At 55.4% G+C, this 25,948-nt stretch carries 30 protein-coding genes; 13 read left to right on the top strand and 17 right to left on the bottom strand.

Annotated features, from left to right (window positions below):
* Window positions 1-38: 38 nt before the first annotated feature.
* Window positions 39-941 carry a LysR family transcriptional regulator gene (locus tag ACOTZF_RS01400; protein ID WP_013097129.1) on the bottom strand — a complete coding sequence of 301 codons (903 nt, stop codon included), beginning with the start codon at window positions 939-941 and terminating at the stop codon, window positions 39-41.
* A gap of 145 nt (window positions 942-1,086) precedes the next feature.
* Here ACOTZF_RS01400 and ACOTZF_RS01395 point away from each other — a divergent pair, with 145 nt between their 5' ends.
* Window positions 1,087-2,301: an MFS transporter gene (locus ACOTZF_RS01395; protein WP_108453567.1), complete on the top strand. Its 1,215-nt coding sequence runs from the start codon at window positions 1,087-1,089 to the stop codon at window positions 2,299-2,301.
* 76 nt (window positions 2,302-2,377) lie between these two features.
* On the opposite strand, the gene flgL is transcribed toward ACOTZF_RS01395, so the two are convergent.
* The 11 genes from flgL to flgB all read right to left on the bottom strand — a co-directional run bounded on the left by flgL (window position 2,378) and on the right by flgB (window position 12,229).
* Window positions 2,378-3,331: a flagellar hook-associated protein FlgL gene (flgL, locus tag ACOTZF_RS01390; RefSeq protein WP_013097131.1), complete on the bottom strand. Its 954-nt coding sequence runs from the start codon at window positions 3,329-3,331 to the stop codon at window positions 2,378-2,380.
* 14 nt (window positions 3,332-3,345) lie between these two features.
* Window positions 3,346-4,983: a flagellar hook-associated protein FlgK gene (gene flgK, locus ACOTZF_RS01385; RefSeq protein ID WP_062934265.1), complete on the bottom strand. Its 1,638-nt coding sequence runs from the start codon at window positions 4,981-4,983 to the stop codon at window positions 3,346-3,348.
* 75 nt (window positions 4,984-5,058) lie between these two features.
* Window positions 5,059-6,012, bottom strand: coding sequence for a flagellar assembly peptidoglycan hydrolase FlgJ (gene flgJ / locus ACOTZF_RS01380; protein ID WP_129252639.1), 954 nt, complete (start codon window positions 6,010-6,012; stop codon window positions 5,059-5,061).
* Window positions 6,012-7,109 carry a flagellar basal body P-ring protein FlgI gene (locus tag ACOTZF_RS01375; RefSeq protein WP_013097134.1) on the bottom strand — a complete coding sequence of 366 codons (1,098 nt, stop codon included), beginning with the start codon at window positions 7,107-7,109 and terminating at the stop codon, window positions 6,012-6,014. Before ACOTZF_RS01375 ends, flgJ begins: the two co-directional genes overlap by 1 nt.
* Before the next feature lie 12 nt (window positions 7,110-7,121).
* A complete protein-coding gene (gene flgH / locus ACOTZF_RS01370; RefSeq protein WP_003857987.1) occupies window positions 7,122-7,820 on the bottom strand; it encodes a flagellar basal body L-ring protein FlgH in 699 nt (232 codons plus the stop codon).
* A gap of 57 nt (window positions 7,821-7,877) precedes the next feature.
* Window positions 7,878-8,660 (bottom strand): flagellar basal-body rod protein FlgG, encoded by a 783-nt coding sequence (flgG, locus tag ACOTZF_RS01365; RefSeq protein ID WP_008500810.1) that lies wholly within the window; start codon window positions 8,658-8,660, stop codon window positions 7,878-7,880.
* 11 nt (window positions 8,661-8,671) lie between these two features.
* On the bottom strand, window positions 8,672-9,427 hold the full coding sequence (locus tag ACOTZF_RS01360; RefSeq protein ID WP_013097135.1) for a flagellar basal body rod protein FlgF: 756 nt from the start codon (window positions 9,425-9,427) through the stop codon (window positions 8,672-8,674).
* A 20-nt stretch (window positions 9,428-9,447) separates the two neighbouring features.
* On the bottom strand, window positions 9,448-10,656 hold the full coding sequence (flgE, locus tag ACOTZF_RS01355) for a flagellar hook protein FlgE (protein ID WP_013097136.1): 1,209 nt from the start codon (window positions 10,654-10,656) through the stop codon (window positions 9,448-9,450).
* A 26-nt stretch (window positions 10,657-10,682) separates the two neighbouring features.
* On the bottom strand, window positions 10,683-11,393 hold the full coding sequence (flgD, locus tag ACOTZF_RS01350) for a flagellar hook assembly protein FlgD (RefSeq protein WP_013097137.1): 711 nt from the start codon (window positions 11,391-11,393) through the stop codon (window positions 10,683-10,685).
* A gap of 11 nt (window positions 11,394-11,404) precedes the next feature.
* A complete protein-coding gene (gene flgC / locus ACOTZF_RS01345; RefSeq protein WP_013097138.1) occupies window positions 11,405-11,809 on the bottom strand; it encodes a flagellar basal body rod protein FlgC in 405 nt (134 codons plus the stop codon).
* On the bottom strand, window positions 11,810-12,229 hold the full coding sequence (gene flgB, locus ACOTZF_RS01340) for a flagellar basal body rod protein FlgB (RefSeq protein WP_013097139.1): 420 nt from the start codon (window positions 12,227-12,229) through the stop codon (window positions 11,810-11,812). It abuts the gene before it with no gap.
* A 157-nt stretch (window positions 12,230-12,386) separates the two neighbouring features.
* Between flgB and flgA the strand changes: the two genes are divergently transcribed.
* The 3 genes from flgA (at window position 12,387) to flgN (ending at window position 13,860) form a co-directional block, all read left to right on the top strand.
* Entirely contained in the window at window positions 12,387-13,043 is a 657-nt protein-coding gene (gene flgA / locus ACOTZF_RS01335) for a flagellar basal body P-ring formation chaperone FlgA (protein ID WP_013097140.1), read from the top strand.
* Window positions 13,044-13,136: 93 nt separating this feature from the next.
* On the top strand, window positions 13,137-13,430 hold the full coding sequence (gene flgM, locus ACOTZF_RS01330) for a flagellar biosynthesis anti-sigma factor FlgM (protein WP_013097141.1): 294 nt from the start codon (window positions 13,137-13,139) through the stop codon (window positions 13,428-13,430).
* Between the two features lie 4 nt (window positions 13,431-13,434).
* Window positions 13,435-13,860 (top strand): flagella biosynthesis chaperone FlgN, encoded by a 426-nt coding sequence (gene flgN / locus ACOTZF_RS01325; RefSeq protein WP_028027944.1) that lies wholly within the window; start codon window positions 13,435-13,437, stop codon window positions 13,858-13,860.
* Between the two features lie 59 nt (window positions 13,861-13,919).
* Here flgN and murJ read toward each other — a convergent pair whose 3' ends face one another.
* The 4 genes from murJ to rimJ all read right to left on the bottom strand — a co-directional run bounded on the left by murJ (window position 13,920) and on the right by rimJ (window position 17,755).
* Complete coding sequence (gene murJ, locus ACOTZF_RS01320) at window positions 13,920-15,455, bottom strand: murein biosynthesis integral membrane protein MurJ (RefSeq protein ID WP_129252636.1); 1,536 nt, start codon at window positions 15,453-15,455, stop codon at window positions 13,920-13,922.
* A gap of 129 nt (window positions 15,456-15,584) precedes the next feature.
* Window positions 15,585-16,508 (bottom strand): Gfo/Idh/MocA family protein, encoded by a 924-nt coding sequence (locus ACOTZF_RS01315; protein ID WP_129317772.1) that lies wholly within the window; start codon window positions 16,506-16,508, stop codon window positions 15,585-15,587.
* 2 nt (window positions 16,509-16,510) lie between these two features.
* On the bottom strand, window positions 16,511-17,161 hold the full coding sequence (locus tag ACOTZF_RS01310; protein WP_013097145.1) for a YceH family protein: 651 nt from the start codon (window positions 17,159-17,161) through the stop codon (window positions 16,511-16,513).
* Between the two features lie 9 nt (window positions 17,162-17,170).
* The gene (gene rimJ / locus ACOTZF_RS01305) at window positions 17,171-17,755 is read right to left on the bottom strand and encodes a ribosomal protein S5-alanine N-acetyltransferase (protein WP_013097146.1); all 585 of its coding nucleotides are present in this window, start codon (window positions 17,753-17,755) and stop codon (window positions 17,171-17,173) included.
* A gap of 236 nt (window positions 17,756-17,991) precedes the next feature.
* On the opposite strand from rimJ, the gene mdtH reads away from it, so the two are divergent.
* The 9 genes from mdtH to ACOTZF_RS01260 all read left to right on the top strand — a co-directional run bounded on the left by mdtH (window position 17,992) and on the right by ACOTZF_RS01260 (window position 24,673).
* Window positions 17,992-19,200 (top strand): multidrug efflux MFS transporter MdtH, encoded by a 1,209-nt coding sequence (mdtH, locus tag ACOTZF_RS01300; protein WP_023620180.1) that lies wholly within the window; start codon window positions 17,992-17,994, stop codon window positions 19,198-19,200.
* Window positions 19,201-19,321: 121 nt separating this feature from the next.
* Window positions 19,322-19,882, top strand: coding sequence for a lipoprotein (locus ACOTZF_RS01295; RefSeq protein ID WP_129317773.1), 561 nt, complete (start codon window positions 19,322-19,324; stop codon window positions 19,880-19,882).
* A 127-nt stretch (window positions 19,883-20,009) separates the two neighbouring features.
* Window positions 20,010-21,056 (top strand): dihydroorotase, encoded by a 1,047-nt coding sequence (gene pyrC / locus ACOTZF_RS01290; RefSeq protein WP_058680544.1) that lies wholly within the window; start codon window positions 20,010-20,012, stop codon window positions 21,054-21,056.
* A gap of 74 nt (window positions 21,057-21,130) precedes the next feature.
* Window positions 21,131-21,376 carry a DNA damage-inducible protein I gene (gene dinI / locus ACOTZF_RS01285; RefSeq protein ID WP_013097151.1) on the top strand — a complete coding sequence of 82 codons (246 nt, stop codon included), beginning with the start codon at window positions 21,131-21,133 and terminating at the stop codon, window positions 21,374-21,376.
* 272 nt (window positions 21,377-21,648) lie between these two features.
* Window positions 21,649-21,903 (top strand): biofilm formation regulator BssS, encoded by a 255-nt coding sequence (gene bssS / locus ACOTZF_RS01280; protein WP_008500827.1) that lies wholly within the window; start codon window positions 21,649-21,651, stop codon window positions 21,901-21,903.
* A 116-nt stretch (window positions 21,904-22,019) separates the two neighbouring features.
* Window positions 22,020-23,138, top strand: a complete 1,119-nt coding sequence (solA, locus tag ACOTZF_RS01275) for an N-methyl-L-tryptophan oxidase (RefSeq protein ID WP_129252632.1) — start codon at window positions 22,020-22,022, stop codon at window positions 23,136-23,138.
* A 56-nt stretch (window positions 23,139-23,194) separates the two neighbouring features.
* The gene (locus ACOTZF_RS01270) at window positions 23,195-23,308 is read left to right on the top strand and encodes a YceO family protein (protein WP_020689623.1); all 114 of its coding nucleotides are present in this window, start codon (window positions 23,195-23,197) and stop codon (window positions 23,306-23,308) included.
* Between the two features lie 218 nt (window positions 23,309-23,526).
* Window positions 23,527-24,093 carry a cytochrome b gene (locus ACOTZF_RS01265; protein WP_028027945.1) on the top strand — a complete coding sequence of 189 codons (567 nt, stop codon included), beginning with the start codon at window positions 23,527-23,529 and terminating at the stop codon, window positions 24,091-24,093.
* Between the two features lies 1 nt (window position 24,094).
* Window positions 24,095-24,673: a YceI family protein gene (locus ACOTZF_RS01260; RefSeq protein ID WP_013097156.1), complete on the top strand. Its 579-nt coding sequence runs from the start codon at window positions 24,095-24,097 to the stop codon at window positions 24,671-24,673.
* Window positions 24,674-24,714: 41 nt separating this feature from the next.
* On the opposite strand, the gene ACOTZF_RS01255 is transcribed toward ACOTZF_RS01260, so the two are convergent.
* A complete protein-coding gene (locus ACOTZF_RS01255; RefSeq protein ID WP_013097157.1) occupies window positions 24,715-25,764 on the bottom strand; it encodes a rhodanese-related sulfurtransferase in 1,050 nt (349 codons plus the stop codon).
* Between the last annotated feature and the right edge of the window lie 184 nt (window positions 25,765-25,948).

Raw genomic sequence — 25,948 nt, 5'->3', positions numbered from 1 at the left:
CACGCTAAGTGTGAAAGCCGACCTTCGGGTCGGCTTTTTTATGGCTGCTGTAGCGGCTTTCTCATTCCAGTGACCTCCGGCATGATCTGCCGCATCAACTCCAGAAAACGCCGCAAGCGCGCCGGATAGTAACGGGACCAGGGGTAAACCAGATGCACCGGTAACGCCGCCGGCTGCCACTCGGGCAGTAAATGCACCAGCCGCCCTTCCCGAATATCCTCCTGCACTGTCCAGCTTGATACCACCGCCACGCCAAGCCCGGTGAGAGCCGTATTACGTGCGACATACAGACTGTCGGTACTGAGGCGGGGAGTAATCGCCACGCGAGCGGTGGCTGGCGAGGCATCGTGAAAAAGCTCCACATGGCGCTGGTAGAAAGAGCTGATGGCTATCCAGGGAAGCTGCTGCAAATCTTCCGGGGTGTTAACCGCCGGAAAACGGGCCAGCAATGCCGGAGAAGCCACCACTGAGCGCGGCACCTCAGCCAGCAGCACGGACACGGTCGCCGGGTCAACCTCGACGCCCACCCGAATCGCACAGTCAAGGTTGTCGCCGAGGAAGTCAGCCGACCGGTCGTTGAGCATCCACTCAATAGAAAGCTGCGGATAACGCTGCAGAAATTCGGTTAACGGTTTCAGGAGCTGATCCTGACCAAACGCGTGCGGGGCGCGTACCCGCAGGACGCCTACCGGTTCGTCTTCTGTCTGCCCTACCTCATCTTCCAGCGCCAGCCAGCTGTCAATCACCCGACGGGCGTGCTGATAGCAGCGCTCGCCGTCATCCGTCAGACGCGTCGTGTGGGTAGTGCGCAATATCAGGCGCACACCGAGCATCGTCTCAAGCGACTGCAACCGTCGGCTCACCGTGGCCTGGGTGGTTGCCAGCTGCCGTGCCGCCGCAGAGAGGGATCCGGCCTCAACAATACGAACAAACGTGCGCATTAACTCCACCCTGTCTATACGCTCAATTCTTTTAATCATCTCTTTGCCTATACGCTAAACGTATAAGCGTTTTACCACCGGGCCCGCTACCGCTGCAAGGCATGCTGATAAAAAATAGCCACACACGATGAATGAGGAACATCTTATGAACACAACATCCGCCGCCCATGCCGTAAGCCGCTGGGTCATCTTAATGCTGGCGCTCGGTGCGGGCTTCAGTGTGGCATCCATCTATTATGCTCAGCCTCTGCTGCCGCTGATGGGCGCTGACCTGCATCTGAGTATTGAAGGAATGGGCATGGTCCCGACGCTTACCCAGGCAGGATATGCTCTGGGGATCCTGTTCCTGCTGCCGCTCGGCGACCGCCACGACCGCAGAACACTGATCCTGATAAAAAGTGCAGCCCTGGCGCTATTTCTGCTTGGCTGTAGCCTGACCGGACAGATCCACTCCCTGCTGCTGGCAAGTCTGCTTATTGGCATGGCCGCCACCATGGCGCAGGATATCGTCCCTGCCGCGGCAATCCTTGCACCGGAAGGCAAACAGGGGAAAACCGTCGGTACGGTGATGACCGGCCTGTTGCTGGGTATTCTGCTCTCCCGAACCGTCAGCGGCGTGGTGGGTGAAGCTTTTGGCTGGCGCGTCATGTACCAGCTGGCCGCCGCAAGCATTGCGTTTATCGGCGTTGTGATGTGGGCCGTACTCCCGCGGTTTGCCATCCACTCCACCCTGAGCTATCCGGCGCTGCTGCGTTCTATGGAACACCTGTGGCGTCGTTATCCGGCTCTGCGCCGCGCGGCGCTGGCTCAGGGTTTTCTGTCGATTGCCTTTAGCGCCTTCTGGTCCACGCTGGCAGTGATGCTGCTGGAACGTTATCACTTAGGAAGTGCGGTCGCGGGGGGATTTGGTATTGCGGGTGCTGCAGGTGCGTTAGCCGCCCCGCTGGCGGGAGGTCTGGCCGATAAGCTGGGCGCCGGAAAAGTCACGCAGCTCGGTGCGCTTCTCGTGACCGTCTCATTTGCCCTGATGTTCCTGATGCCCGCGCTGGGCCTTCATGGACAGCTCATCCTGATTGCCCTCTCCGCCGTCGGGTTCGATCTGGGTCTGCAGTCAAGCCTGGTGGCGCATCAGAATCTGGTGTATAGCCTTGAGCCGCAGGCCCGTGGACGCCTGAACGCCCTGCTCTTTACGGTAATCTTCATCGGCATGGCACTGGGCTCTGCGCTGGGCAGTAATATCTATACGCTGGCGGGATGGACCGGGGTGGTCGCGCTTGCGACGGTATGCGGCGTCATTGCGCTGGTCATTCGCCTGATTGAGAGCGCTCGCGTCAGCTCTGTGCAGGCAGACATCGCCTAAAAAAAATGCCCAATCCAGACGGATTGGGCAGTCAAAACATGCCCAGTTTCAAGACATGTTCTAAGAGGTAAAGATGTTATTTGTTCAACTGGAACAGCGACATACCCTGCATATCGCTAAACGCTTTATAGGACGCCTGCAAGGCAGCCTGCTGCATAATGTAAGAAGAAATGGCACTGTTCCAGTCAACATCCACCAGATCGCTCATCTGCTGAGTCTGCCCCAGCGCACGGTCATCGCCCAGGTTATCGAGTTTTTCCAGTTCGTTCATCTTGGTACCCACATCCGCCACGACGGTAAGGACATTGTTCTGGGTATTGGTGATGCCGATCTGTGCATCAGAAATCGCTTTGTTCTGCACTTCCGCCGCCGCAGAGTCGTTATCAACAGGAACCTTGAGCGCAGAAATGGCCGAGTCGAGGATCTTGAACATATTCGTCTCGCCATAACCGCCGCCAGGCAGTTCTTTGGCGTTACTGGTAATACTTTCGAAGATCTGCTGACCAGTGTGGCTAATCACCATATTACGGGCGGTATCAACCTGCTGAGAGATGGCCTGTGTTCCGCCGTTGTAATCACCGGTAACGGAATCAAACGGTGGCGCTTCAGTCTTATAGCCAGCAAAAATATACCGGCCATTACCATCCGCTGAGTTTGCCAGGTTCATCAGCTGATCGCGGATACCCTGCAAGTCGCTCGCCAGTGACAGACGATCGTCATCACTTAACGTGCCATTTCCTGCGTTGACGAGTTTCTCTTTCGCACTGGTAATTGCCGCGTTAACCTGGCTCAGCACGTTATCTTCCAGAGAGACTTTTTGCGTGGCGAACGTTCTCGCCAGGGCAAACTGGCTATTCTGGGATTGAGATTGTGACAGCACAACCGCCTGCGACGCCGCAATAGGATCGTCCGACGGACGGTTAACACGCTTGCCGGTGGACATTTGCTCACCGTAGCTCAGCCACTTGCTCTGGGAATCGGTGATTCCCCGCATATTCTGGTCGTACATCATCTGGGTGCTAATACGCATTTTTCACCTCAGCCTTAACGAATATTGATAATTGCATCAAAAAGCGTGCTGGCAGTTTGTAACACCTGCGCATTGGCAAGGTAATACTGCTGATAGCGCTGCAGGTTGCCATACTCTTCGTCGAGGTTTACCCCAGAGATGGACTGCTGCTGCTTAGTCAGTTGCGTCGCCACATTCGCTTTCGTTTCGCTGCTGGTTTTCAGCGCGGCGGTTGAGCTGCCGACCGTACTGACAAGGGAAGCATAGGCATCGTTGAAAGTCTTATTGCCGCCAACAACCTTACTGTTTTGCAGATCGAGCAGTTTTTGGCCATTGCGGTTGTCGCTCTCGCCGCCGTTACTTGCGGATGCCATAGCCAGTTTGGACTCATCTTTGAACTTGAGCTCCATATTGACGATGACATCAGAAACAGGCTTGACGATGAAACTGTCTTTGGCGTTCGCGCTACCGGTCACGTTGACGCTCAGGCCATCAAAGGAGAGATTGCCACTTGCGTCCGGGGCCATGGTGAAGCTGGTTTTATCCGAACGGGTAATAGTCCAGTCGGTGCCGTTAAACTGCAGCTTATAATCGGTTGCCTGCACTTTGGTGCTGTCTGCCACAGTGGCCGTCATTGCGGCCGTACCGGTATTGCGACTGTTGGTTACCACGGCTGGCGAACCAAAGTCGAACAGCTTGCCACCGGCATCGCCATTGGCATCAAACCCGGCTTCATGCTGCTTATTCATCGCGTCCGCAAAGGCCAGTGCCAGCTGATTGAGGTTGTTGCGCGCTTTATCCAGATCTTCTGAGCGGAACGTAAACAAGCCCCCCAGAGAACCGGTGGTGATCATTTTCTCGGGAATTTCGACGTTGCCGGACACCTCATCGCTGTAGGCGATAGTCGTCCGGGTCGGATCGGCGCTGGATTTCACCGCAGCTAACTGGTTTGCTTTGCTCCCCTGCACCAGGCTGTAACCGTTGCCAAAGGAGACGTTATAGGTGCCACCGTCCTGAACAGCCACTTCAACACCCACAATTTGGTTCAGCTCACTCACCAGTTGATCGCGCTGATCCAGCAGATCATTTGGCGATGAACCTGCCCCTACGCCGGTAAGACGTGAAATCTGATCGTTCAGATTCGCAATCTGTTTTGCGTAGTTGTTGATCTGCTCAACGCTTGAAGCGATGGCGGTATTAACCTGAGAATCCTGATCGCGAAGATACTGGTCGTTCGTTTTAAACTGATTGACCAGACCATCCGCTTTTCCCAGCACCGTCTGTCTTGCGGCCGGGTCCTCCGCGTTGCTCACCAGCGTTTGCAGGCTTTTAAAGAAATCCTGAAGCGTCGTCGAAAGTGAGTTGGTGGAATCAGAGAGCACATCGTCAATTTTTGACATCTGCTGATAGCGCGTCGTCAGACCGCTACTCTGCGTTTGCGCGGCGCGCAGTTGGTTGGTGATGAAAGCATCATATTCACGCTGCACACCAGACACATACACCCCGTTGCCCACCCAGCCACCGCCGGTCAGCGTGCTGTTAGACGCACCCAGCACGGTCGTCTGGCGGGTGTAACCTGCCACGTTATAGCTTGAAATGTTATTACTGACGGTATTGAGTGCCGCCTGAGCAGCACTGAGGCCACTCATGGCGCTGTTAATCAAACTGGACATGGAGGTTCCTTTTATTCGTTCAGACACGAGTCCTGATGAAAGTTATCGGCAGCCTCCACCGGGACTTGAGAAATTTCAGAACAGATTTTCGATATCTGTGCTATAGGCTTTGCTGACTTTCTCGCCCATCGATTTAAGCTGCTGAATCATGCTGGTGAGCTTACGCGCATAGTTCGGATCGGTGGCATAGCCCGCATTTTGCAGGGCCTGCGCACCCTGCTCAGGCGTAGCCGCCTGCGTAACGGCGGCATAACGCGGGTTGCGGCTCAACAGGCCTACATAATCGGACAACGCTTCCAGATAAGAGCTGTAAACGCGGAATTTTGCTTTGATCTTCACCGCCGCACCGTTTTCATATTCGGTGGTGGTGATCTCCGTTGTCGGCCCCTTCCAGCTGGCATTCGCCTTCACGCCAAAGATGTTGAAGCTCGGCTCGCCGTTTTCCTTACGGATCTGGCGCTGACCCCAGCCCGATTCCAGCGCGGCCTGCGCCAGAATCAGGTGATGTGGCACCCCACTCTGTTCACTGGCAAGTCGGGCCGGCAGCGAAAGCTGTGCCAGGAAGTCTTTGCTGTCGCCGGAGAGCGGCTCATCGCTGCTCACCGTCGCCTTCGGTATCGCTTTACGCACCATTTGCGTCAGCGCCTGGTTCTGATAGCTGGTCACCGTTTGCAGGTCGAACTTCATCGGCACCTGCTGCGGCTCATCCTTCGGCTGGATCCCCTGCGCGGCTTCGGTCTGTTTGACTATCATGTCAGCCAGACCGAACCCTTTACCGGCGGTCATCTGCTGCGCAATCTGTTGGTCATACATGCTGGTATACAGGCGCGTTGAATCACTGCTGAACATGCCGTCTTTAGGCAGAGTTTCACGCATGCTCTTCAGCATCATCTGTACAAACATCCCCTCCACCTGGCGGGCGACCGGGCGGATATTCGCCGCCGGGTCTTTGCCTGCCTGGGTTTTCAGTTCGTTAAGCGACTGGGCATCCCAGGCCGCGCTGGTCAACAGTTTGCTATCGGTCAGCATCAGATGATTTCCAGTTTGGCGCGCAGACAGCCCGCACTTTGCATGGATTGCAGAATAGACATCAGATCCATCGGCGTAGCCCCCAGGGCATTCAGGGCACGCACCACGCTGTTGAGGTTGGCACTGGAGCGTACGCTCTGCAGCGAGCCCCCGCTCTGACGCAAATCGATCTGGGTTTGCGGCGTTACCACCGTCTGCCCACCACCAAACGGGGTATCCGGCTGGCTGACGTTGGCGGAGCGGTTGACCGTTACCGAGAGGTTACCCTGCGCCACGGCGCAGCTGTCCAGCGACACTTCACGGTTCATCACCACTGAACCGGTACGGGAGTTGATGATCACTTTGGCATCCTGAACAGGGACGTTCACTTCCATGTTCTGGATATCGGCCAGCATGCGCACCTGGTTGCTGCCGCCCGTTGAGGTGCGGATCTGCACGGTACGGGCGTCCAGCGCCGTCGCACTGCCATAGCCGCGGCTGCGGTTGATGGTGTCGGCGATCTGCTGCGCCATGGTGAAATCTTCGTTGTTCAGCTGCAAGTTGATGGTATTCCCCGCGCCGAACTGGGTCGGCAGTTCACGCTCAATGATTGCACCGTTAGTGATACGCCCGCCGTTCAGCTGGTTGACCTGCACGCTGCTGCCGCCTGCAGAGGCCCCCGCGCCGCCCACCAGAATGTTACCCTGCGCCAGGGCATAAACCTGGCTATCCACCCCTTTCAGCGGAGTCATCAGCAGCGTACCGCCGCGCAGGCTTTTGGCGTTACCCATGGAGGAAACCACCACATCGATGGTCTGCCCCTGACGCGCAAACGCCGGGTAGGAAGCGGTTACCATGACCGCCGCCACGTTTTTCAACTGCATGTTGGTGCCCGCCGGTACGGTGATACCGAGCTGGGACAGCATGTTGTTCAAGCTCTGGGTGGTGAATGGCGTCTGGGTGGTCTGGTCACCCGTGCCATCCAGGCCAACCACCAGACCATAGCCAATGAGGGAGTTTTCACGCACGCCCTGAACACTGGTGAGATCGCGAATGCGGTCAGCCTGGGCAAATGTTGCCACCAGCATCAGCGCCACGGCGAAGATCGATTTAAACATGGGTCACCTCGCTTACATCGGCGATAAATTAAGGAAGAAGCGCTGCAGCCAGCCCATATTTTGCGCTTCGTTGATGTAGCCGTTACCGACGTACTCAATGCGCGCATCCGCCACCTGGGTGGACGGAACGGTGTTGGTGCCGCTGATGGTGCGAGGGTTAACCACACCGGAGAAGCGAATGAACTCAGTGCCCTGGTTAATGGCGATCTGTTTTTCACCCACCACATGTAAATTGCCGTTAACCAGCACCTGGTCAACCGTTACCGTCAGCGTGCCGCTGAAGGTATTGCTGGCGTTCGCGCCACCTTTACCGTTAAAGGTATTGCCGCCAGACGCCTCAACATCCGCACGTGCATTGCCGAAGAGTCCCTGCAGATAGCGCGGTACGGTATCGAAGCCAAAATTGGTTTTGCCATCGCGGCTGGCATTCGCCGACGAGCTCTTGCTCGCGCTGACGTTCTCCTGCAGCACAATGGTCAGGGTATCGCCGACGTTACGCGGGCGACGGTCTTCAAACAGCGGCTGATAACCATAGTTGATCGGCTGCGCGGTCTGGAAAATGGAGCCGTTCACCACTGGCGCAGGGCCAGGAACGGGTTGGGCGGTCGTCGCACCCTGGACCAATGGTTTAGACGGGATCCAGGCACATCCGCTAAGGGTGACGGCCAGAACAGTCAGAATCGGATAACGAAACGCCGCGTTTTTTTGCATTGCCTTCATCTTCGAAAACAGGGAGCCGGTGCGGCGTTCACCGCACCGGGCTGCACCTTAGAGTTGCGTCAGTTTCTGCAGCATCTGGTCGGTCGTCGACACTGCTTTACTGTTAATTTCATACGCGCGCTGGACCTGGATCATATTCACCAGCTCTTCCGCCACGTTCACGTTCGAGGTTTCCACATAACCCTGATACAGCAGCCCTGCCCCGTTAAGGCCCGGGGTGCTCTCATTCGGCGTACCGGAGGATTGCGTTTCGGTGTAGAGGTTCTCGCCAATGCTTTCCAGACCGGTATCGTTCATGAAGGTGGTCAGGTTGAGCTGCCCCACCTGAACAGGCGCGGCCTGTCCCTGCTGGGTGACGCTCACTACGCCGTCACGCCCGATGGTGATGCTCAGGGCATTCGCCGGGATCGTGATAGCAGGCTGAACCTGGAAACCACCGGCCGTGACCAGCTGGCCGTTCTGATCGACCTGGAACGAGCCGTCACGGGTATAGGCAGAGGTCCCGTCAGGCAACTGCACCTGGAAGAAACCCTGGCCTTTAATGGCGACGTCTTTGCTGTTGTTGGTCTGAGACAGGTTGCCCTGGCTGTGCAGACGCTCGGTGGCGACCGGACGAACACCGGTACCGATCTGCAAACCTGACGGCAGCGTGGTTTGCTCAGAGGACTGTGCACCCGGCTGACGAATGGTTTGGTAAAGCAAATCTTCGAAAACGGCACGCTGACGCTTGAAACCATTGGTGCTGACGTTTGCCAGGTTGTTGGCAATCACATCCATATTGGTTTGCTGCGCGTCCAGGCCAGTTTTCGCGATCCATAAAGAACTGATCATAGGGAGTCCTGTTAACTCATAGCCAGAAGTTGGTTAGCTTTGCCCGCGTTTTCATCAACGCTGCTGATAATCTTCATCTGCATTTCAAAACGACGGGCGCTGGCGATCATGTCGGTCATGGCCTCGACCGGCTTGACGTTGCTGCCTTCCAGAACACCGGACATCACGCGAATGGTCGGGTCGGCCTGAAGCGTGGCGCCACGGGTGGCCTGAGCCGCCTGGGTCAGACGGAACATACCGTCATCACCACGCTGCACCTCTTTGCCATCCGCTTTGACCAGCTTCAGACGCCCGACGGGCGCAACGGTATTGGCCGGGTCGCCCGGGTTCAAGGCGGAGATGGTACCGTCTGCGGCGATGGTCAGCTCTGAGCCTTCCGGCACCGTCAACGGACCCGCTTCACCCATTACCGGGTGCCCCTGAATCGTCAACTGGCCCGTGGCACTGACCTGGATATTACCGTTGCGGGTATAGCCTTCGCCGCCGTCTGCCGTTTGCACGGCCAGCCAGCCGTCCTGCTGCAGAGCAACGTCCAGCGGACGGGCGGTGTAATCCATCTGCCCTGGCGTCATGTCTGCACCCGGCGTGGAGGCGGTCACCAGCGTACGCGTCGGCAGGGACAACCCTTCTACCGGCACCGCACGCAGCGCATTGAGCTGTGCGCGGAACCCCGGCGTAGAGGCGTTCGCCAGGTTGCTGGCGGTAACGGCCTGCTGATTGAGCGTCTGACTTGCCGCGCCCATCGCGGTATATATTGCGTGATCCATTGCGCTTTCCTGTTAGCCGCTTAACGCAGGTTAACCAGCGTGTTGAGGATCTGATCCTGGGTCTTGATGGTCTGCGCGTTCGACTGATAGTTACGTTGCGCGACAATCATGTTCACCAGCTCTTTACTCAGGTCGACGTTAGAGGCTTCCAGCGCACCGTTGGTCAGCGTACCGAAGTTACCAGAACCCGCGGTACCCAGCAGCGCGACGCCGGAGGACTGCGTGGCAGACCAGACGTTGTCACCTTCAGACTTCAGACCTTCGTTGTTGGCGAAGTTTGCCAGCACGATCTGGCCCAGAACCTGGGTCTGTTCGTTGGAGTAGTTACCGACCACGGTGCCGTCGTCGTTGATCTGGTAGCTCACCAGGTCGCCCGGTTTAAAACCATTCTGGCTGGTTCCAACGATGTTGTTCGCACCGGTGTTCTGCTGCATGGAGTTCGCAAAACTCATGGCGAAGGTCGCAGGCGTGGCACCAGGAATGGTCGCGGTAGTCAGGTTGATGTTGCCACCGCCGATCAGCGTACCGTTGTTGTTGAAGGTCAGCGTCGTGGCGAGAGAGGCCGTGCTGCCTGCCACGCTACCGTCCTGGGCATACACTTTCCAGGAGTTAGCCGGGGTCGCATCTTTGACGTAAAACAGGTTCATGTTGTGCGCATTACCCTGACTGTCAAAGACGGTGACCGTACCTTTTTTGTTGTAAGTATCCGGGTTGGCCGGATCAAAGGCGGTGGTCGGTGCGGTATCGGTGGAGTTGAGGTTAATCTGCTGGGAAGCCGTGGTGGTGGCCTTCGCGGCCATCAGCGTGGTCGGGATATTAATAGGCTGTGGGTTCGCACCGGTCTGAACCGTTGATGGCGTCCCGGCAACCGGATAACCGGTTAATTGCATCCCCTGCATGTTCACCAGGTTACGGTTTTCGTCCAGCTTGAACTGGCCGTTACGGCTGTAGAACACCGAGCCGTTAGCATCGACCATACGGAAGAAACCGTTCTGGCTGATGGCAACGTCCAGGCCACGACCGGTATTGGTGGTGGTGCCGTCGGTAAAGTCCTGGGTAATGCCTGCAACTTTTACCCCCAGACCCACTTTGGAACCGGCAAACATATCTGCAAATGAAGCAGAACCGGATTTAAAACCATAGGTCGCGGAGTTGGCGATGTTGTTGCCAATGACATCCAGGTTGGTGGCCGCAGCATTCAGGCCGCTGACCGCTTGAGAAAAGGCCATGACTTACTCCTGATAAGTGTTAAGGCTTAGATAATCTGCCGAACTTCGTCGAGTGTGGTGGTACCAGAAGTACCCAAATCCAGTTTGTTGCCATCGCTACCTTTAATGACGCCCTGGACCAGCGCAAACTGCAGCGGCTGAGCCACCAGCTGGGTAGAGCCATTGCTGGCACTGATTGCCACTTTGTAAGAACCGTTTGGCGCTTTGGTGCCGTCGGCCAGGCTGCCATCCCAGGTAAAGGTATGAACGCCCGCCTTCAGTTCGCCGATATCAATCGTGCGAACCACGGCGCCGGTAGCGTCGGTGATCGTCGCGGTGACTTTGTCGGCCGCCTGCTGCAGCTCAACGCCAAACGGCGTGGTGGTGGTGGTCGTGTTGCCTTCGGTGGTGCTGGTGCCCGCCAGGATCGTGGTGCCCGGGATCATCACCCCGTGACCAATCAGGCTCGCAGCCTGCAGGGACTGGCTGTTATCAATTTGCCCGGAAACAGAGCCGAGGGTGGTATTGAGTTTCTCAATGCCGCTGACGGTACTGATTTGCGCAAGCTGCGTGGTCAGTTCGTTGTTCTGCATGGGGTTGGTGGGATCCTGGTTCTTCAGCTGTGCCACCAGCAGCGTCAGAAAGCTGCTTTGCAGATCGGAGGCGTTACTTCCCGTCAGGGAGCTGGAACCCGTCGAACTTTTGGCGCCACTGACGCCCGAGTTCGTTGGATCATTCACATTAACGGCGATGGACATGCATGTCTCCTTTACTGGCCGAGAGTGAGGGTTTTGAGCATCATGCTCTTCACGGTATTAAGCACTTCGACGTTTGCCTGGTAGCTACGTGAGGCGGACATGGAGTTCACCATCTCCCCCACCACATCCACGTTTGGCATTTTCACGTAGCCATTCGCATCCGCCAGCGGGTTGCCGGGCTCATATACCAGCTTGTCCGGTGCCTGGCTTTCCACCACGTCAGAGACTTTCACCCCGCCCGTCGCCGCGCCTGGTGCAGCATCCACCTGGAACACCACCTGCTTTGCACGATAAGGCTGTCCGTCAGGTCCGGTCACGCTGTCGGCGTTCGCCAGGTTACTGGCAGCCACGTTCAGGCGCTTGGACTGCGCGGTTAACGCCGAGCCGGCGATATCGAAAATATTCAGCAAGGCCATTTATCCGTTGCCCCCCTGCAGGACGTTCATCATGCCTTTGATCTGTCCGCCGAGTACGGTCAGGCCCATCTGGTATTTCAGGCTGTTATCGGCAAACTGCGTACGCTCCCGGTCCATATCCACGGTGTTACCGTCGAGTGAAGGCTGGTCGGGAATGCGATAAAGTAAATCGGTCGTGGGCGCCGTCATCGCCTGAGCAGGAATATGGCGTGAGGAGGTCAGAGCGAGCGCGACACCGCTCCCTTCTGCACGTCCACGCTCCATCACTTTTTTAAGCTCACTGGAAAAATCAATATCGCGCGCCTGATACCCTGGCGTATCGGCGTTGGCAATATTGGCGGCTAAAATCTCCTGCCGCTGGGCGCGTAAATTGAGCGCTTCCTGCTGAAAACGTAACGCGGCGTCGAGTTTATCGAGCATGTCTCCTCCGCTGATGGCAAAATTTCAGTTCACAGCTTAAATCTCACCCCGTCACCCCTATCGACGGAATAAGCGCAAAATGCGTCGCTATTTATTCCGTTGATGCAAAACCACTGCAGGTAGAATCCTCTCAATTCGGGTAACGGTGGAATGTGCGATGCAAACGTTAAAACGCGGCCTGGTGGCTACGGCCCTGCTTTTCAGCCCCCTGGTACAGGCTGAAGTACAGGATCAACTGACGGCTTTCTTTGCTCAGCAACTGGCGGGCTTTAGCGATGAAGTCAACGTCACCGTGCGCACGCCACCTAATCTCTATCCCTCCTGTGAGCAGCCGTCGTTCAGCGTAACGGGCACCACAAAACTGTGGGGGAACGTGAACGTGCTGGCGCGCTGTCCGGGTGAAAAACGCTATTTACAGGTTGCGGTACAGGCGACGGGCAATTATGTTGTGGCCGCCGTTCCCATTGCTCGCGGCAGCATGTTGCACGCCAGCAGCGTGACTCTGAAACGCGGTCGTCTGGATCAGCTTCCGCCGCGCACCATGCTTGACATTAACCAGGCACAGGATGCCGTCAGCCTGCGTGATGTCGCGCCAGGCCAGCCGATACAGCTCTCCATGCTGCGTCAGGCATGGCGGGTTAAAGCGGGTCAGCAGGTGATGGTGGTGGCCAACGGCGATGGTTTTCAGATAAACAGTGAAGGGAAGGCATTAAACAATGCCGCGGTGGCGCAAAATGCCCGCGTCAGGATGTCCTCAGGCCAGGTGGTTAGCGGAACCGTCGATTCTGATGGGAATATTCTGATTAACCTATAATCTTTTTAAAGAAATCGCTGCGACTGCCGATAAATAATCAACTAATGATGATGTCAGGCGCCAACGCCGCGAACCCTCGATGAGGACAACACTATGAGCATTGATCGTACATCAGCCCTGAAGCCGGTAAGCGCTGTACAGCCTCGCGAAACGAATGACGCCACGCCGCAGAAAACGCGTGTGGAAAAACCGTCAACGTCCAACAGCACCAGCGTCACCCTGAGCGATGCTCAGGCAAAACTGATGCAGCCAGGCAGCAGCGATATCAATATGGAACGCGTGGAAGCGCTGAAAACGGCTATTCGTAATGGTGAGCTGAAGATGGATACCAGCAAAATTGCTGACGCCCTGATTCAGGAAGCACAGAGTTTCTTACAGAGTAACTAACCGTATGAGTCGACTGTCAGAAATACTGGATCAAATGACGGTTGTCCTGAACGACCTGAAAACGGTCATGGACGCGGAGCAACAGCACCTCTCTTCCGGTCAGATCAACGGCAGCGCGTTGCAGCGTATTACGGAAGATAAAAGTTCGCTTCTGGCGACGCTGGATTATCTGGAACAACAGCGTCGCGCTGAGCAAGATCCTAAGCGCAGTGCGAATGACGATATTGTAGAACGCTGGCAGACCATTACAGAAAAAACCCAGCATCTGCGCCATCTCAATCAGCACAACGGCTGGCTGCTGGAAGGCCAGATTGAGCGTAATCAGCAAGCGCTTGAGGTGTTAAAGCCGCATAAAGAGCCCGGGCTGTACGGTGCGGATGGTCAAACATCAACGGCACGTGTCACGGGCGGGAAAAAGATTTCGATTTGAAGCCCTGGCGACAAATCAGGCAGCGGGGAGCACCCTAAGGTGAACTCCCCTTTTGGCGTTTATGCAGTACGGCGGGCAAACTCTTTCACTTTGAAGCCCAGCACCGCGAGCGTCGCAAAGTAGGCCACAACCCCAACACCCACAACGGCCATCAGCCGCATCAGACGGTGAAGCATGGTGCCCTGCGACCATTCCGGCATGACATGCAGCATGCCAAGCAACGCCGCAGCCATAACCAGCACCGCAACGATCAGACGCACAAAGAAGCTTTTCCAGCCCGGCTGCGGCGTGAAGATATCCTGCTTACGCAACTGCCAGTACAACAGCCCGGCGTTGAGACAGGCCGCAAGACCAATAGACAAGGCTAGACCGGCGTGCTTCAGCGGGCCAATAAAGGCCAGGTTCATCAGCTGAGTCATAATCAGCGTCACAATGGCAATTTTCACCGGCGTTTTGATGTCCTGGCGCGAGTAGAACCCTGGTGCCAGCACTTTAACGACGATCAGCCCCATCAGCCCCACCGAATAGGCAATCAGCGCCTGCTGCGTCATCGACGCGTCAAAAGCGGTGAATTTGCCGTACTGGAACAGGGAAACGGTCAGCGGCTGCGCGAGGATCCCCAGCGCTACCGCACTCGGCAGCGCCAGCAGGAAGCAGAGACGCAGCCCCCAGTCCATCAGACGGCAATATTCGTCATGGTTTCCGCTGGCAAAACTTTTCGACAGCGACGGCAGGAGAATGGTCCCCAGCGCCACCCCCAACACCCCGGAGGGAAACTCCATCAAACGGTCCGCGTAGTACATCCACGAAACGGAACCGGATTTGAGGAAAGAGGCGAAGATAGTGTTGATGATAAGCGAGATCTGGCTAACCGAAACCCCGAGAATGGCAGGCCCCATCTGCTTAATCACGCGCATCGCACCGGCGTCACGGAAATTAATTCGCGGCAGAACCAGCATGCCGATTTTCTTTAGATGCGGCAGCTGATACGCCAGTTGCAACACGCCGCCCGCCGTCACCGCCCAGGCCAGCGCCAGCACCGGCGGGTTGAAATGGGGCGCGGCGAACAGCGCAAAGCCAATCATGCTGATGTTAAGGAAGGTTGGCGCAAAGGCCGGAACGGAAAAACGGTTCCAGGTATTGAGGATTGCCCCCACCAGCGAGGCCAGGGAGATCAGCAGGATATAAGGAAAGGTAATACGCAGCAGTTGAGTGGTCAGGGCAAATTTATCTGCCGAGTCCGCAAAGCCGGGTGCCGTCACCATAATCACCCAGGGCGCAGCCAGCATCCCGAGCACCGTTACGATCGCCAGGGCCAGCGTCAGGAGGCCTGAAACGTAAGCGACAAACACGCGCGTAGCGTCTTCACCCTGCTTGCTTTTATATTCCGCCAGGATAGGAACGAATGCCTGGGAAAATGCCCCCTCGGCAAAAATGCGACGCAATAAATTCGGCAATTTGAACGCGACGAAAAAGGCGTCCGTTGCCATCCCTGCACCAAATACTCTTGCCACAATCGCATCGCGCGCAAAACCCAGCACGCGGGAAAACATGGTCATCGAGCTGACTGCCGCCAGCGATTTTAATAAGTTCATTAATGAGAATTCCCACAACCCTACGGATTTCCAGGACGGGTAAGCGAAAGCGCCACCCATTGAAACCAACAAACGGCGCTTAGTCTACCCGGATTTAAGGGAATTACTATCGGCAGATGTTACAGAGAATTATTCGCTCATGGCCTCTCGCCAGAGCCGCTCAACAATGCGTTGTGCCATGATGGCCTGCTCACCGGATGTTTCCGGAACCGTCTGATTTTGCACACAGGCGATAAAGTGGCGGGCGCATCCGTCAAAGCCGCGCTGCTCAAGGGTGCTTTGCCAGCCAGGCGCCGGTAGCGTGACCACGCCGCTGCCTTTCTCTTCGCGCCATTCGCGCATGTCGGTAATGTCATACAGGGCACCATCCGTGACCGCCTGCACAGACTCCCGCTGACTGCCGGCCCGGCGATGCATGCTGGTGGTGACCTGCAGATGCTCAAGAGCAAAATGGTGCTCAGCGTAAACCATCTGGCCCTGATCGTTGGTCAACAGGGTGCCGCTTTTAAGCTGGGCTTGCCCGTTGGTTAGCCAGAGCGCCGTATCTACTACGTGCAGGTAATCATCCAGAAGGGTAAAGCGCAGATCGTTCGGTCCGACGCTGTCGGTACGATGCTTGTCCATTCGCAGGGACGCGAGCCCACCAGACTTGGCCTTCAACTGCTGGTAAAGCGGCGCAAAACGGCGATTGAAGCCCACCATCAGCGTCAGTTTTTTGCGCGCAGCGAGTTCAATCAGCCGTTCGGCATCCTGAATGTTTTCCGCCAGGGGTTTATCCACACAAACGTGGACCCCGGCATTCAGTAATTCGCTGACCACCTGATAATGGGTGGCGGTAGAGGTGTGCACAAAGACCGCATCGCAGTCGCGCGCCAGATCCTGAAGCGATGCCGCATACGGCATGCGCCAGGTTTCGCAGATCCGCTCGGCCTTCTCGCGGGTAGGTGACCACGCCCCTTGCAGCGTCCAGTCCGTCGCGGCCCCCAGCACAGGCAGCCAGGCCTTTTGCGCAATACCGCCCAGCCCTACCACGCCAACGCGTAATTTTTTCACCGTCAGTCTCCTAAATGTGCCAGCAATGCATCCAGGCGTTGTTTCAGCCCGGCCACCTCTTCCTCCAGCGCCTCTACGCGTGCTGCGAGGCTGTCATGCGCGGCGGGGGCAGCCGAATCTGCTAACACCGTTGACGTATCAACCTCACCGCTAAACAGGTGCATATAGCGGCTTTCACGTTTCCCCGGCTCACGCGCCAGACGTACCACGTAAGGGCCATCCTCGCGGGTGGCAAGCCCATCCAGGGTCTGCTCAACCTCCTGCATATCGGCGAACTCATGCATGCGGGAGGCCCGGGTGCGCAGTTCACCGGGTGTTTGCGCGCCGCGCAGTAACAGCGTGGTGATCACCGCCACCTCGGCGGCACTCAGCTTCAGATCGCCGAACTCAGAATTGCAAAACCGCTGCTCGTACTTGGTCACGCGGTTACCGAAACCGCTGACCGTGCGCAGGTAATGGCGTTTAACCAGCTCATCGAGAATATCCTGCACCTCATGTTCGCCGAGATTCATCACCGGCTCACGGTTGGTTTTCTGGTTACACGCCATCGTCACGGCATTGACGGAGAGCGGATACTGTTCCGGCGTGGTGACCTGTTTTTCCAGCAGGCAGCCAATCACACGCGCTTCTGTTGCGCTTAACTGATATTTCATCTCTTCTCCTTAGCGGCCTGCCGTCCAGTCCCGGGTGGTTAATGCTGTCAGTACGTGGTCGCGCCACTCTCCGTCTATCAGCAGATAATCTTTGGCGTACCCCTCTTTCTCAAACCCCAACCGCGCGAGCAAATTACCGCTGCGCTGATTGTGTGGCATGTAGTTCGCCATAATGCGATGGATATGTTGAGTGCGCTGCATATAACGGATCGCCACCGTTAGCGCCTCATACATCAGCCCCTGCCCTTGCCATTTCTGGCCGATGGAGTAGCCGAGGTAGCAGGCGTGAAACGATCCGCGCACCACGTTGGAAAAGTTGGCAATGCCGATGATCTCTTTTTCCTCCGGATCCAGCAGCGCGAAATAGAACGCGCTTCCCTGCTTGTGGAATTCTGCAATCATGCTGAGGCGCGCCTGCCAGCCGGAAGGGTAGCAGTGGCTCTCATCCCGAACGGGTTCCCAGGGTTTTAAAAACTGGCGATTCTCGGCGTAATAATCCGCCAGACGCCAGGCATCACGCTCGTGCACCAGACGAACAACCAGCCTGTCCGTTGTCAGACGCACTTTTGGCACATTACTGCGATAGCCAAACATCGATACCACTCCTTCCCGTCACTTCTGCTTACCCATTAGCTTTACTATACCTGCGCCTGTGCCGTCTGTGAAAACAGTGACATACCATTTTGACCTCTTTTCACATTTTTCGATGAGAACTCTCTATCAAAGCGCTCTTTTGATAAAAAAATATTGTCACGCGCGGGGGTGGGAAAAAACGTGGCGACACCGCAGAATGTTAGCGTGCTCACCATCCTGTTTTCCCTGGAGGGAAAATGTCCCGCGTATCACAGGCCAGGAGCCTGGGTAAATATTTCCTGCTAGTCGATAACATGCTGGTCGTGCTCGGCTTTTTTGTTGTGTTTCCCCTCATCTCGATCCGCTTTGTCGATCAAATGGGCTGGGCGGCACTGATGGTCGGTATCGCGCTCGGGTTACGCCAGTTTGTCCAGCAGGGTCTGGGCGTGTTTGGTGGCGCCATCGCCGACCGCTTTGGTGCCAAACCGATGATCGTGACGGGCATGCTGCTACGCGCGGCAGGCTTCGCCACCATGGCAATTGCCCAGGAGCCGTGGCTGCTGTGGTTTTCCTGCTTCCTCTCCGGTATCGGTGGCACCCTGTTTGACCCGCCGCGCACCGCGCTGGTGGTTAAACTCATTCGTCCGCAGCACCGGGGACGCTTCTTCTCAATTTTGATGATGCAGGACAGTGCCGGGGCGGTGATTGGCGCCCTGCTGGGAAGCTGGCTGTTGCAGTATGACTTCCGTCTGGTCTGCGCGGCGGGTGCGCTGCTCTTTATTCTGTGCGCGCTCTTTAATGCCCTGTTTCTGCCGGCATGGAAACTGTCGACGGTCAAAGCCCCGGTACGCGAAGGTCTTGGCCGCGTGCTGCGAGACAAACGCTTTGTTACGTACGTGCTGACCCTGACGGGGTATTACATGCTGGCCGTTCAGGTCATGCTGATGCTGCCGATCATGGTAAACGACATTGCGGGCACCCCGGCCGCCGTGAAATGGATGTACGCCATAGAAGCCTGCCTCTCTCTGACCCTGCTCTACCCGATCGCCCGCTGGAGCGAACGGCGTTTTCGCCTGGAGCATCGCCTGATGGCCGGGCTGTTATTGATGACGCTCAGCATGATGCCCATCGGGCTGGTGAACTCGCTCCAGCAACTGTTTACGCTGATTTGCACCTTCTATATCGGCTCCATTATTGCCGAACCGGCTCGTGAAACGCTGAGCGCCTCGCTTGCCGACGCGCGCGCTCGCGGCAGCTATATGGGGTTCAGCCGCCTGGGGCTGGCCTTTGGCGGTGCATTGGGTTACGCCGGCGGCGGCTGGCTGTTCGATGCCGGAAAAGCCCTAAGCCAGCCGGAACTGCCCTGGGTCATGCTCGGCGTGGTCGGCTTTATGACGCTCCTTGCACTGTGGTGGCAATTCAGCCAGAAGCGCAGCGCGAGCGGCATGCTCGAACCTGGGGCATAATATTCCCTGCGGCGGGGCCTCTCCCGGCGCCATTATCAGTTTTTTCTGCTGGTTTCCGCTATTTCACCCTGACATACTGGCGTAACAGGACAGTAGCGCCGATTTTTCGTTGAGGAACACTATGAAAAAAATTGTCACTGCCGCCGCATTCATTGTCAGCGGCCTGCTGGTAGGTTGTAACCAGCTTACGCAATACACCGTCAGTGAGCAGGAAATTAATCAGGCGCTGGAAAAACATAATAACTTTTCAAAAGACATTGGTGTGCCGGGGCTTGCCGATGCGCATATCGTCCTCAGCAACCTCACCAGCCAGATTGGGCGCGAAGAGCCGAATAAAGTCACTCTCGCCGGGGATGCCAATCTCGTTATGACCTCTCTCTTCGGTAACCAGAAAGCCAACATTAAGCTGAAGCTCAAGGCGCTGCCGGTCTTTAACAAAGAGAAAGGGGCCATCTTCCTGCAGGAGATGGAAGTGGTAGACGCGGACGTCACGCCGGACAAGATGAAACCGGTGATGCAGACCCTGATGCCCTACCTGAACCAGTCCCTGCGCAACTACTTTAACCAGCAGCCGGCCTATGTCTTAAGTGAAGACAAGAGCAAGGGTGAGGCGCTGGCGAAAAAATATGCCAAAGGCATCGAGGTGAAACCGGGAGAGATCGTTATTCCATTCACCGATTAACCTGAAGGGGCGCAAAAGCGCCCTTTTTTTTACGGAAAAGTGTGCAAACGAAAACGTTTCCGCTTATGATTTGTGTCCGGCAAAAACAGCCATCCTAATGACTGATTCCTGACAAGCCGGAGCTTCCATGACTGCACAACCCCAGGTTCTTAAAATCCGCCGCCCTGACGACTGGCATATCCATCTGCGTGATGGCGATATGCTGAAAACCGTCGTACCGTATACCAGCGAAATTTATGGCCGCGCGATTGTCATGCCTAACCTGGTTCCACCAGTCACCACCGTTGATGCCGCTATGGCTTATCGCCAGCGCATTCTTGATGCCGTGCCGGCAGGACATGATTTCACCCCGCTGATGACCTGCTATCTGACCGACACCCTCGATCCGAATGAAGTGGAACGCGGCTTTAACGAAGGCGTGTTCACCGCGGCGAAACTCTACCCGGCTAACGCTACCACCAACTCCAGCCACGGTGTCACCAGTATTGACGCCATCATGCCGGTTCTGGAACGCATGCAAAAACTGGGCATGCCGCTGCTGGTACACGGTGAAGTGACCCACGCCGACATTGATATCTTCGACCGTGAAGCCCGCTTTATCGAAACCGTAATGGAGCCGCTGCGCCAGCGTCTTCCTGCGCTTAAAGTGGTGTTTGAACACATCACCACCAAAGATGCCGCAGAGTATGTCCGCGATGGCAATGAACTGATTGCCGCCACCATCACGCCACAGCACCTGATGTTTAACCGCAACCACATGCTGGTTGGCGGCGTTCGTCCGCATCTCTATTGCCTGCCTATCCTGAAGCGTAACGTTCATCAGCAGGCGCTGCGTGAACTCGTTGCCAGCGGTTTCTCCCGCGCCTTCCTCGGCACGGACTCCGCGCCTCATGCACGCCACCGCAAAGAGGCCAGCTGCGGTTGCGCAGGCTGCTTTAACGCCCCTACCGCACTCGCCAGCTACGCCACCGTGTTTGAAGAGATGAATGCCCTGCAGCATTTTGAAGCGTTCTGCTCGCTCAATGGACCACGCTTCTACGGGCTGCCGGTCAACGAAACGTACATTGAACTGGAGCGTAAAGAGAGCCGCGTGGACGAGGCCATTCCGCTGACGGATGACACGCTCATCCCATTCCTTGCCGGTGAAACCGTCAACTGGACGGTAAAACGCTAAAAAAACAGTGCCCCTTGTTGTCAAACCCATAATATACCTGTATAAATAAACAGTATATTACACAGGGGGCATTTATGCGTATTGAAGTCACCATAGCCAAAACAACCGTTCTGCCTGCTGGCGCGCTTGATGCGCTGGCCGGTGAATTATCCCGCCGTATTAACAGTACTTTCCCTGACAACGCTGGTGCCGTAACGGTTCGTTATGCGGCGGCAAACAACCTCTCCGTCATTGGCGGCGCGAAAGAAGATAAAGACCGTATCAGCGAAATCCTGCAGGAAACCTGGGAAAGCGCCGACGACTGGTTCATCACAGATTAATCTTGCTCCCTCATTGTTCTTTTTTGCCGGGTCGCCCCGGCTTTTTTTCGTCTGAAATCCGGTTCGTTCAAATTAATTCGGCAACAAATTTAAAAATCGTGAACAAGGTGGTGTTTTATTGTTCGAACAATCCTAAAAAGCAGAAAAATGTGTTGCCAACTGTTTATTTTTCCCTTGCGAACCCTTATTACTTGTATACTGAAGATGCTTTCAGAAAAACATGCATTGAACCTCGGAGCCGTTGTCTTCTAACACGCATTAAGGGGGTTATAATGGAAAAGAATAGCGAAGTCATCCAGACCCATCCGCTTGTTGGCTGGGATATCAGTACCGTAGATAGCTACGATGCGCTGATGCTGCGTTTGCACTACCAGACCCCGAATCAACTCAACCGTGAAGAAGCGGAAGTTGGACAGACGCTGTGGCTTACAACAGACGTCGCCCGTCAGTTTATTTCTATTTTAGAGGCAGGTATTGCCAAAATAGAATCTGGCGACTATCAGGAAAATGAGTATAAACGGCACTAGGTTTATACCTATTCTTCGCTCAACAGGCACCCTCCGGGTGCCTTATTTATTTCTCCCTTGTGTCAGCCCGCATAGTTAATTACTCTGCTAACAAAGCGTGAGTTCGAGAGATGGATATGAGATACGACTTAATCATTATTGGTAGCGGATCCGTGGGGTCTGCCGCCGGTTATTACGCAACGCAAGCGGGTCTGAAGGTCCTGATGATCGATGCCCACCGTCCTCCCCATGCAGAGGGCAGCCATCATGGCGACACCCGGCTTATTCGCCACGCCTATGGTGAAGGCGAGCGCTATGTTCCGCTGGTGCTTCGCGCCCAGACGCTATGGGATGAACTGGCGAAGCTGACGGAAGAACGCATTTTCGAACGCACGGGCATCATCAACCTGGGCCCTGCCCGCTCTGATTTTCTGGCCAACGTTGAACGGAGTGCGAAAGCGTTTAATCTTGATGTGGAGAAGCTGGACGCGGCAGGCATCATGGCCCGTTGGCCAGAGATTGCCGTCCCGGACGATTATATCGGCCTGTTTGAGGCCAACTCCGGGGTCTTGCACAGTGAAACGGCCATCAAAACCTGGATCGATCTTGCGGAAAAAGCGGGCTGCGCTCAGCTCTTCAACTGCCCGGTGGAATCCCTCACTCATCACGCTGACGGCGTTACGGTCACCACTGCGGACGGAGAATATTCAGCGTCCCGTCTGCTGATTAGCGCAGGCACCTGGGTCACACGTCTGCTGCCCGATCTGCCTGTTCAGCCGGTGCGCAAGGTCTTCTCCTGGTTCCAGTCGGATGGCCGTTACAGCGCACAGAATAAATTCCCGGCATTTACCGGGGAGTTACCGAGCGGCGATCAGTTTTACGGCTTCCCGTCTGAGAAAGACGCGCTCAAAATCGGAAAACACAATGGCGGGCAGGCGATCTCCTCCCCTGAAGAGCGTAAACCGTTCGGCGCATACCCACAGGATGGATCCGAAGCGTTTACCTTCCTGCGCAATATCCTGCCGGGCGTAGGCGGTTTACTGTATGGTGCTGCCTGCACCTACGACAACACGCCGGACGAAGACTTCATCATTGATACCCTGCCGGGGCATGACAACACGCTACTCATCACCGGCCTCAGCGGTCATGGCTTCAAGTTCGCCTCCGTGCTGGGCGAAATCGCTGCGCAGTTTGCCCAGGGGATCGCACCGCAGTTTGATCTCACCCCCTTCTCACTTTCGCGTTTTAGCAGATAATCCGCCGCGGGTTTCGGACGTCCGGAACCCGTTTTCCAGACTGAAAACGGGACATTATGCGCAGGATCGTTGGCTTTCTTATCAATAACATTCGTGAGCATTTTATGCTCTATATTTTATTATGGGTGCTGCTGGCACTCATTGATATTATTTACATTGTATTTTACTGAAAAGTGAAGCTGACAATTACTGACATTACTTTAGGTTAGCTTAATCTTTTGCTTGCTGCTTATTGCGCCTTGCACGAAGTGATTGAATTACATTTGCGGATCATTTTCAAAACCGCTGAAATAAATAAAATAAAAATCTATATTCAATTATTTCAGTTGCAATATCATTTATTCCCGTTCATTTTTACTATTCTGTTTTTCTTCGAATGGTCATTCTGATGCAATTGCGTAACTCCTCTCAGCGCTACGGAATAATATCCATGTGTTTACACTGGATAGTTGCTCTTACCGTTTATGCAATGTTCGGACTGGGTCTGTGGATGGTGACGCTCAGTTATTACGATGGCTGGTATCACCAGGCACCAGAACTGCATAAAAGCATCGGCATCCTGCTGATGATGACGTTGGTTATTCGCGTGATCTGGCGTCACATTTCCCCGCCGCCCGCCGCGCCCAAAACCCACAGTAAATTAACGCGTGTCAGCGCGGTTGCCGCGCACGTTACGCTCTATATCCTGCTGTTCGCCATTCTGATTAGCGGGTATCTCATTTCCACTGCAGACGGCAAGCCGATTAACGTCTTTGGCCTGTTTGAGGTTCCGGCCACGCTCTCTGACGCAGGGGTTCAGGCCGATACCGCAGGCGTGGTGCATCTCTGGCTCGCGTGGAGCGTGGTGATCCTGTCTGTCCTGCACGGGCTTGCCGCCCTTAAACACCATTTCATCGATAAAGACGATACGTTAAAGCGCATGCTTGGCCGTTCGTCAGTTGACTCTGGAGCATAAAATGAAAAAACACCTGCTGGGTATCGCATTAGGTTCTCTGTTATTCACCACCGGTTCTGCCGTGGCGGCTGATTATAAAATTGATAAAGAAGGCCAGCATGCTTTCGTCAATTTCCGTATTCAGCACCTCGGTTATAGCTGGCTGTACGGTACCTTTAAAGATTTTGACGGCACATTCACCTTTGACGATAAAAATCCTGCCGCCGATAAGGTCAATGTGACCATTAATACGAATAGCGTCGACACCAACCATGCAGAGCGCGATAAACATTTGCGTAGTGCGGAATTCCTGAATGTATCAAAATTCCCACAGGCGACCTTTACGTCGACCGAGGTGAAGAAAGAAGGTGAGAAGCTGAATATTACCGGTAATCTCACGCTCAATGGCGTCACGAAACCGGTGACCCTGGAAGCCAAATTACTCGGCCAGGGTGACGATCCGTGGGGTGGCAAACGCGCAGGTTTTGAAGCCGCAGGGAAAATTCATCTGAAAGATTTTAATATCACCACGGATTTGGGTCCGGCGTCTCAGGACGTAGAACTGATTATTTCCGTTGAAGGTGTTCAGCAGAAGGCATAATAAACACGCCCGGCAGGGTTTGACGTTGCCGGGCGTCATTATCATTCCGGGTCAGGAATACCCAGTTTGGTATTCAGGCGGCCACGGGATTTATTAAAAATCTTATTGCCGTTTTCACGTCCCGCACGACGGCGGCGCTGCTCCTCTTCCGGCAGCATGCTCTCTTCACTGCACAGTTCGCTACAGCAGCCGTTAAATTTCTCTGCGCACGCCGGGCACTGAATAAACAGCAGATGACAACCGTCATTTTTGCAGTTGGTGTGGGTATCGCACGGTGCGCCGCACTGGTGGCAATGGGCAATCACGTCTTCTGAAATACGCTCACCCATTCGCTCGTCAAAGACAAAGTTTTTACCGATAAAACGCACCGGTAACCCCTGCTCACGGGCACGGCGGGCATACTCGATGATACCGCCTTCGATATGCCAGACCTTATTAAATCCGTTATGTTTCATCCACGCGCTGGCTTTTTCGCAGCGAATACCGCCGGTGCAGTACATAACGATTTTCTTATCTTTATGTTCCTGCATCATCTCAACCGCTTTCGGCAGTTGCTCGCGGAAGGTGTCGGCCGGGATTTCCATTGCGTTCTCGAAATGGCCCACTTCATATTCGTAGTGGTTACGCATATCGATGAATACCGCGTCAGGGTCATCAAGCATCGCATTGACTTCCGCCGCCTTCAGGTATTCCCCCACGTCGGCCGGGTTGAAGGCCGGGTCGTCAATGCCGTCTGCCACGATGCGCTCACGCACTTTCATACGCAGCACCCAGAATGATTTACCGTCATCGTCCAGGGCGATGTTCAGGCGTAAGCCGTTCAGCGCCGGATCGAAGCCGTAAAGAAAATCGCGGAAGGCGCTCACGTTGCTTTCCGGGATGCTGATCTGGGCGTTGATACCTTCACGCGCCAGATAGACGCGCCCAAAGACGTTCAGCGCGGTGAAGGCTTTATAGAGCTCATCGCGGGTCGCTTGCGGATCGTTGATCGTGAAGTATTTATAGAATGAGATGGTCGTGCGCGGTTCGGTTTCAGCCAACATACGCGCTTTCAACATCTCATTCGATACGCGGTTGTGTAACACTGGCATGGTGTACAAGTCCTGCAATCGTTATTGAGAAAGGAAAATCGGTCGGCATGATATAGCAAACAATAACAATTTACATCCACACAATTTACGCTACATTTCTGTCAGCCTGAACTATGCGTCATAACATTTGCTGCATTAGCGCGCGTTTCGACATCAGACATTTTGGCTATGTAGTAAAAAATGA

It is taken from the genome of Enterobacter cloacae complex sp. SHL021 (assembly GCF_049237765.1).
GTDB classification, from domain to species: Bacteria; Pseudomonadota; Gammaproteobacteria; order Enterobacterales; family Enterobacteriaceae; genus Enterobacter; species Enterobacter cloacae.
The sequence above is the reverse complement of the archived record's forward strand: the minus strand, read 5'-3'. Positions and strand labels throughout refer to the sequence as shown.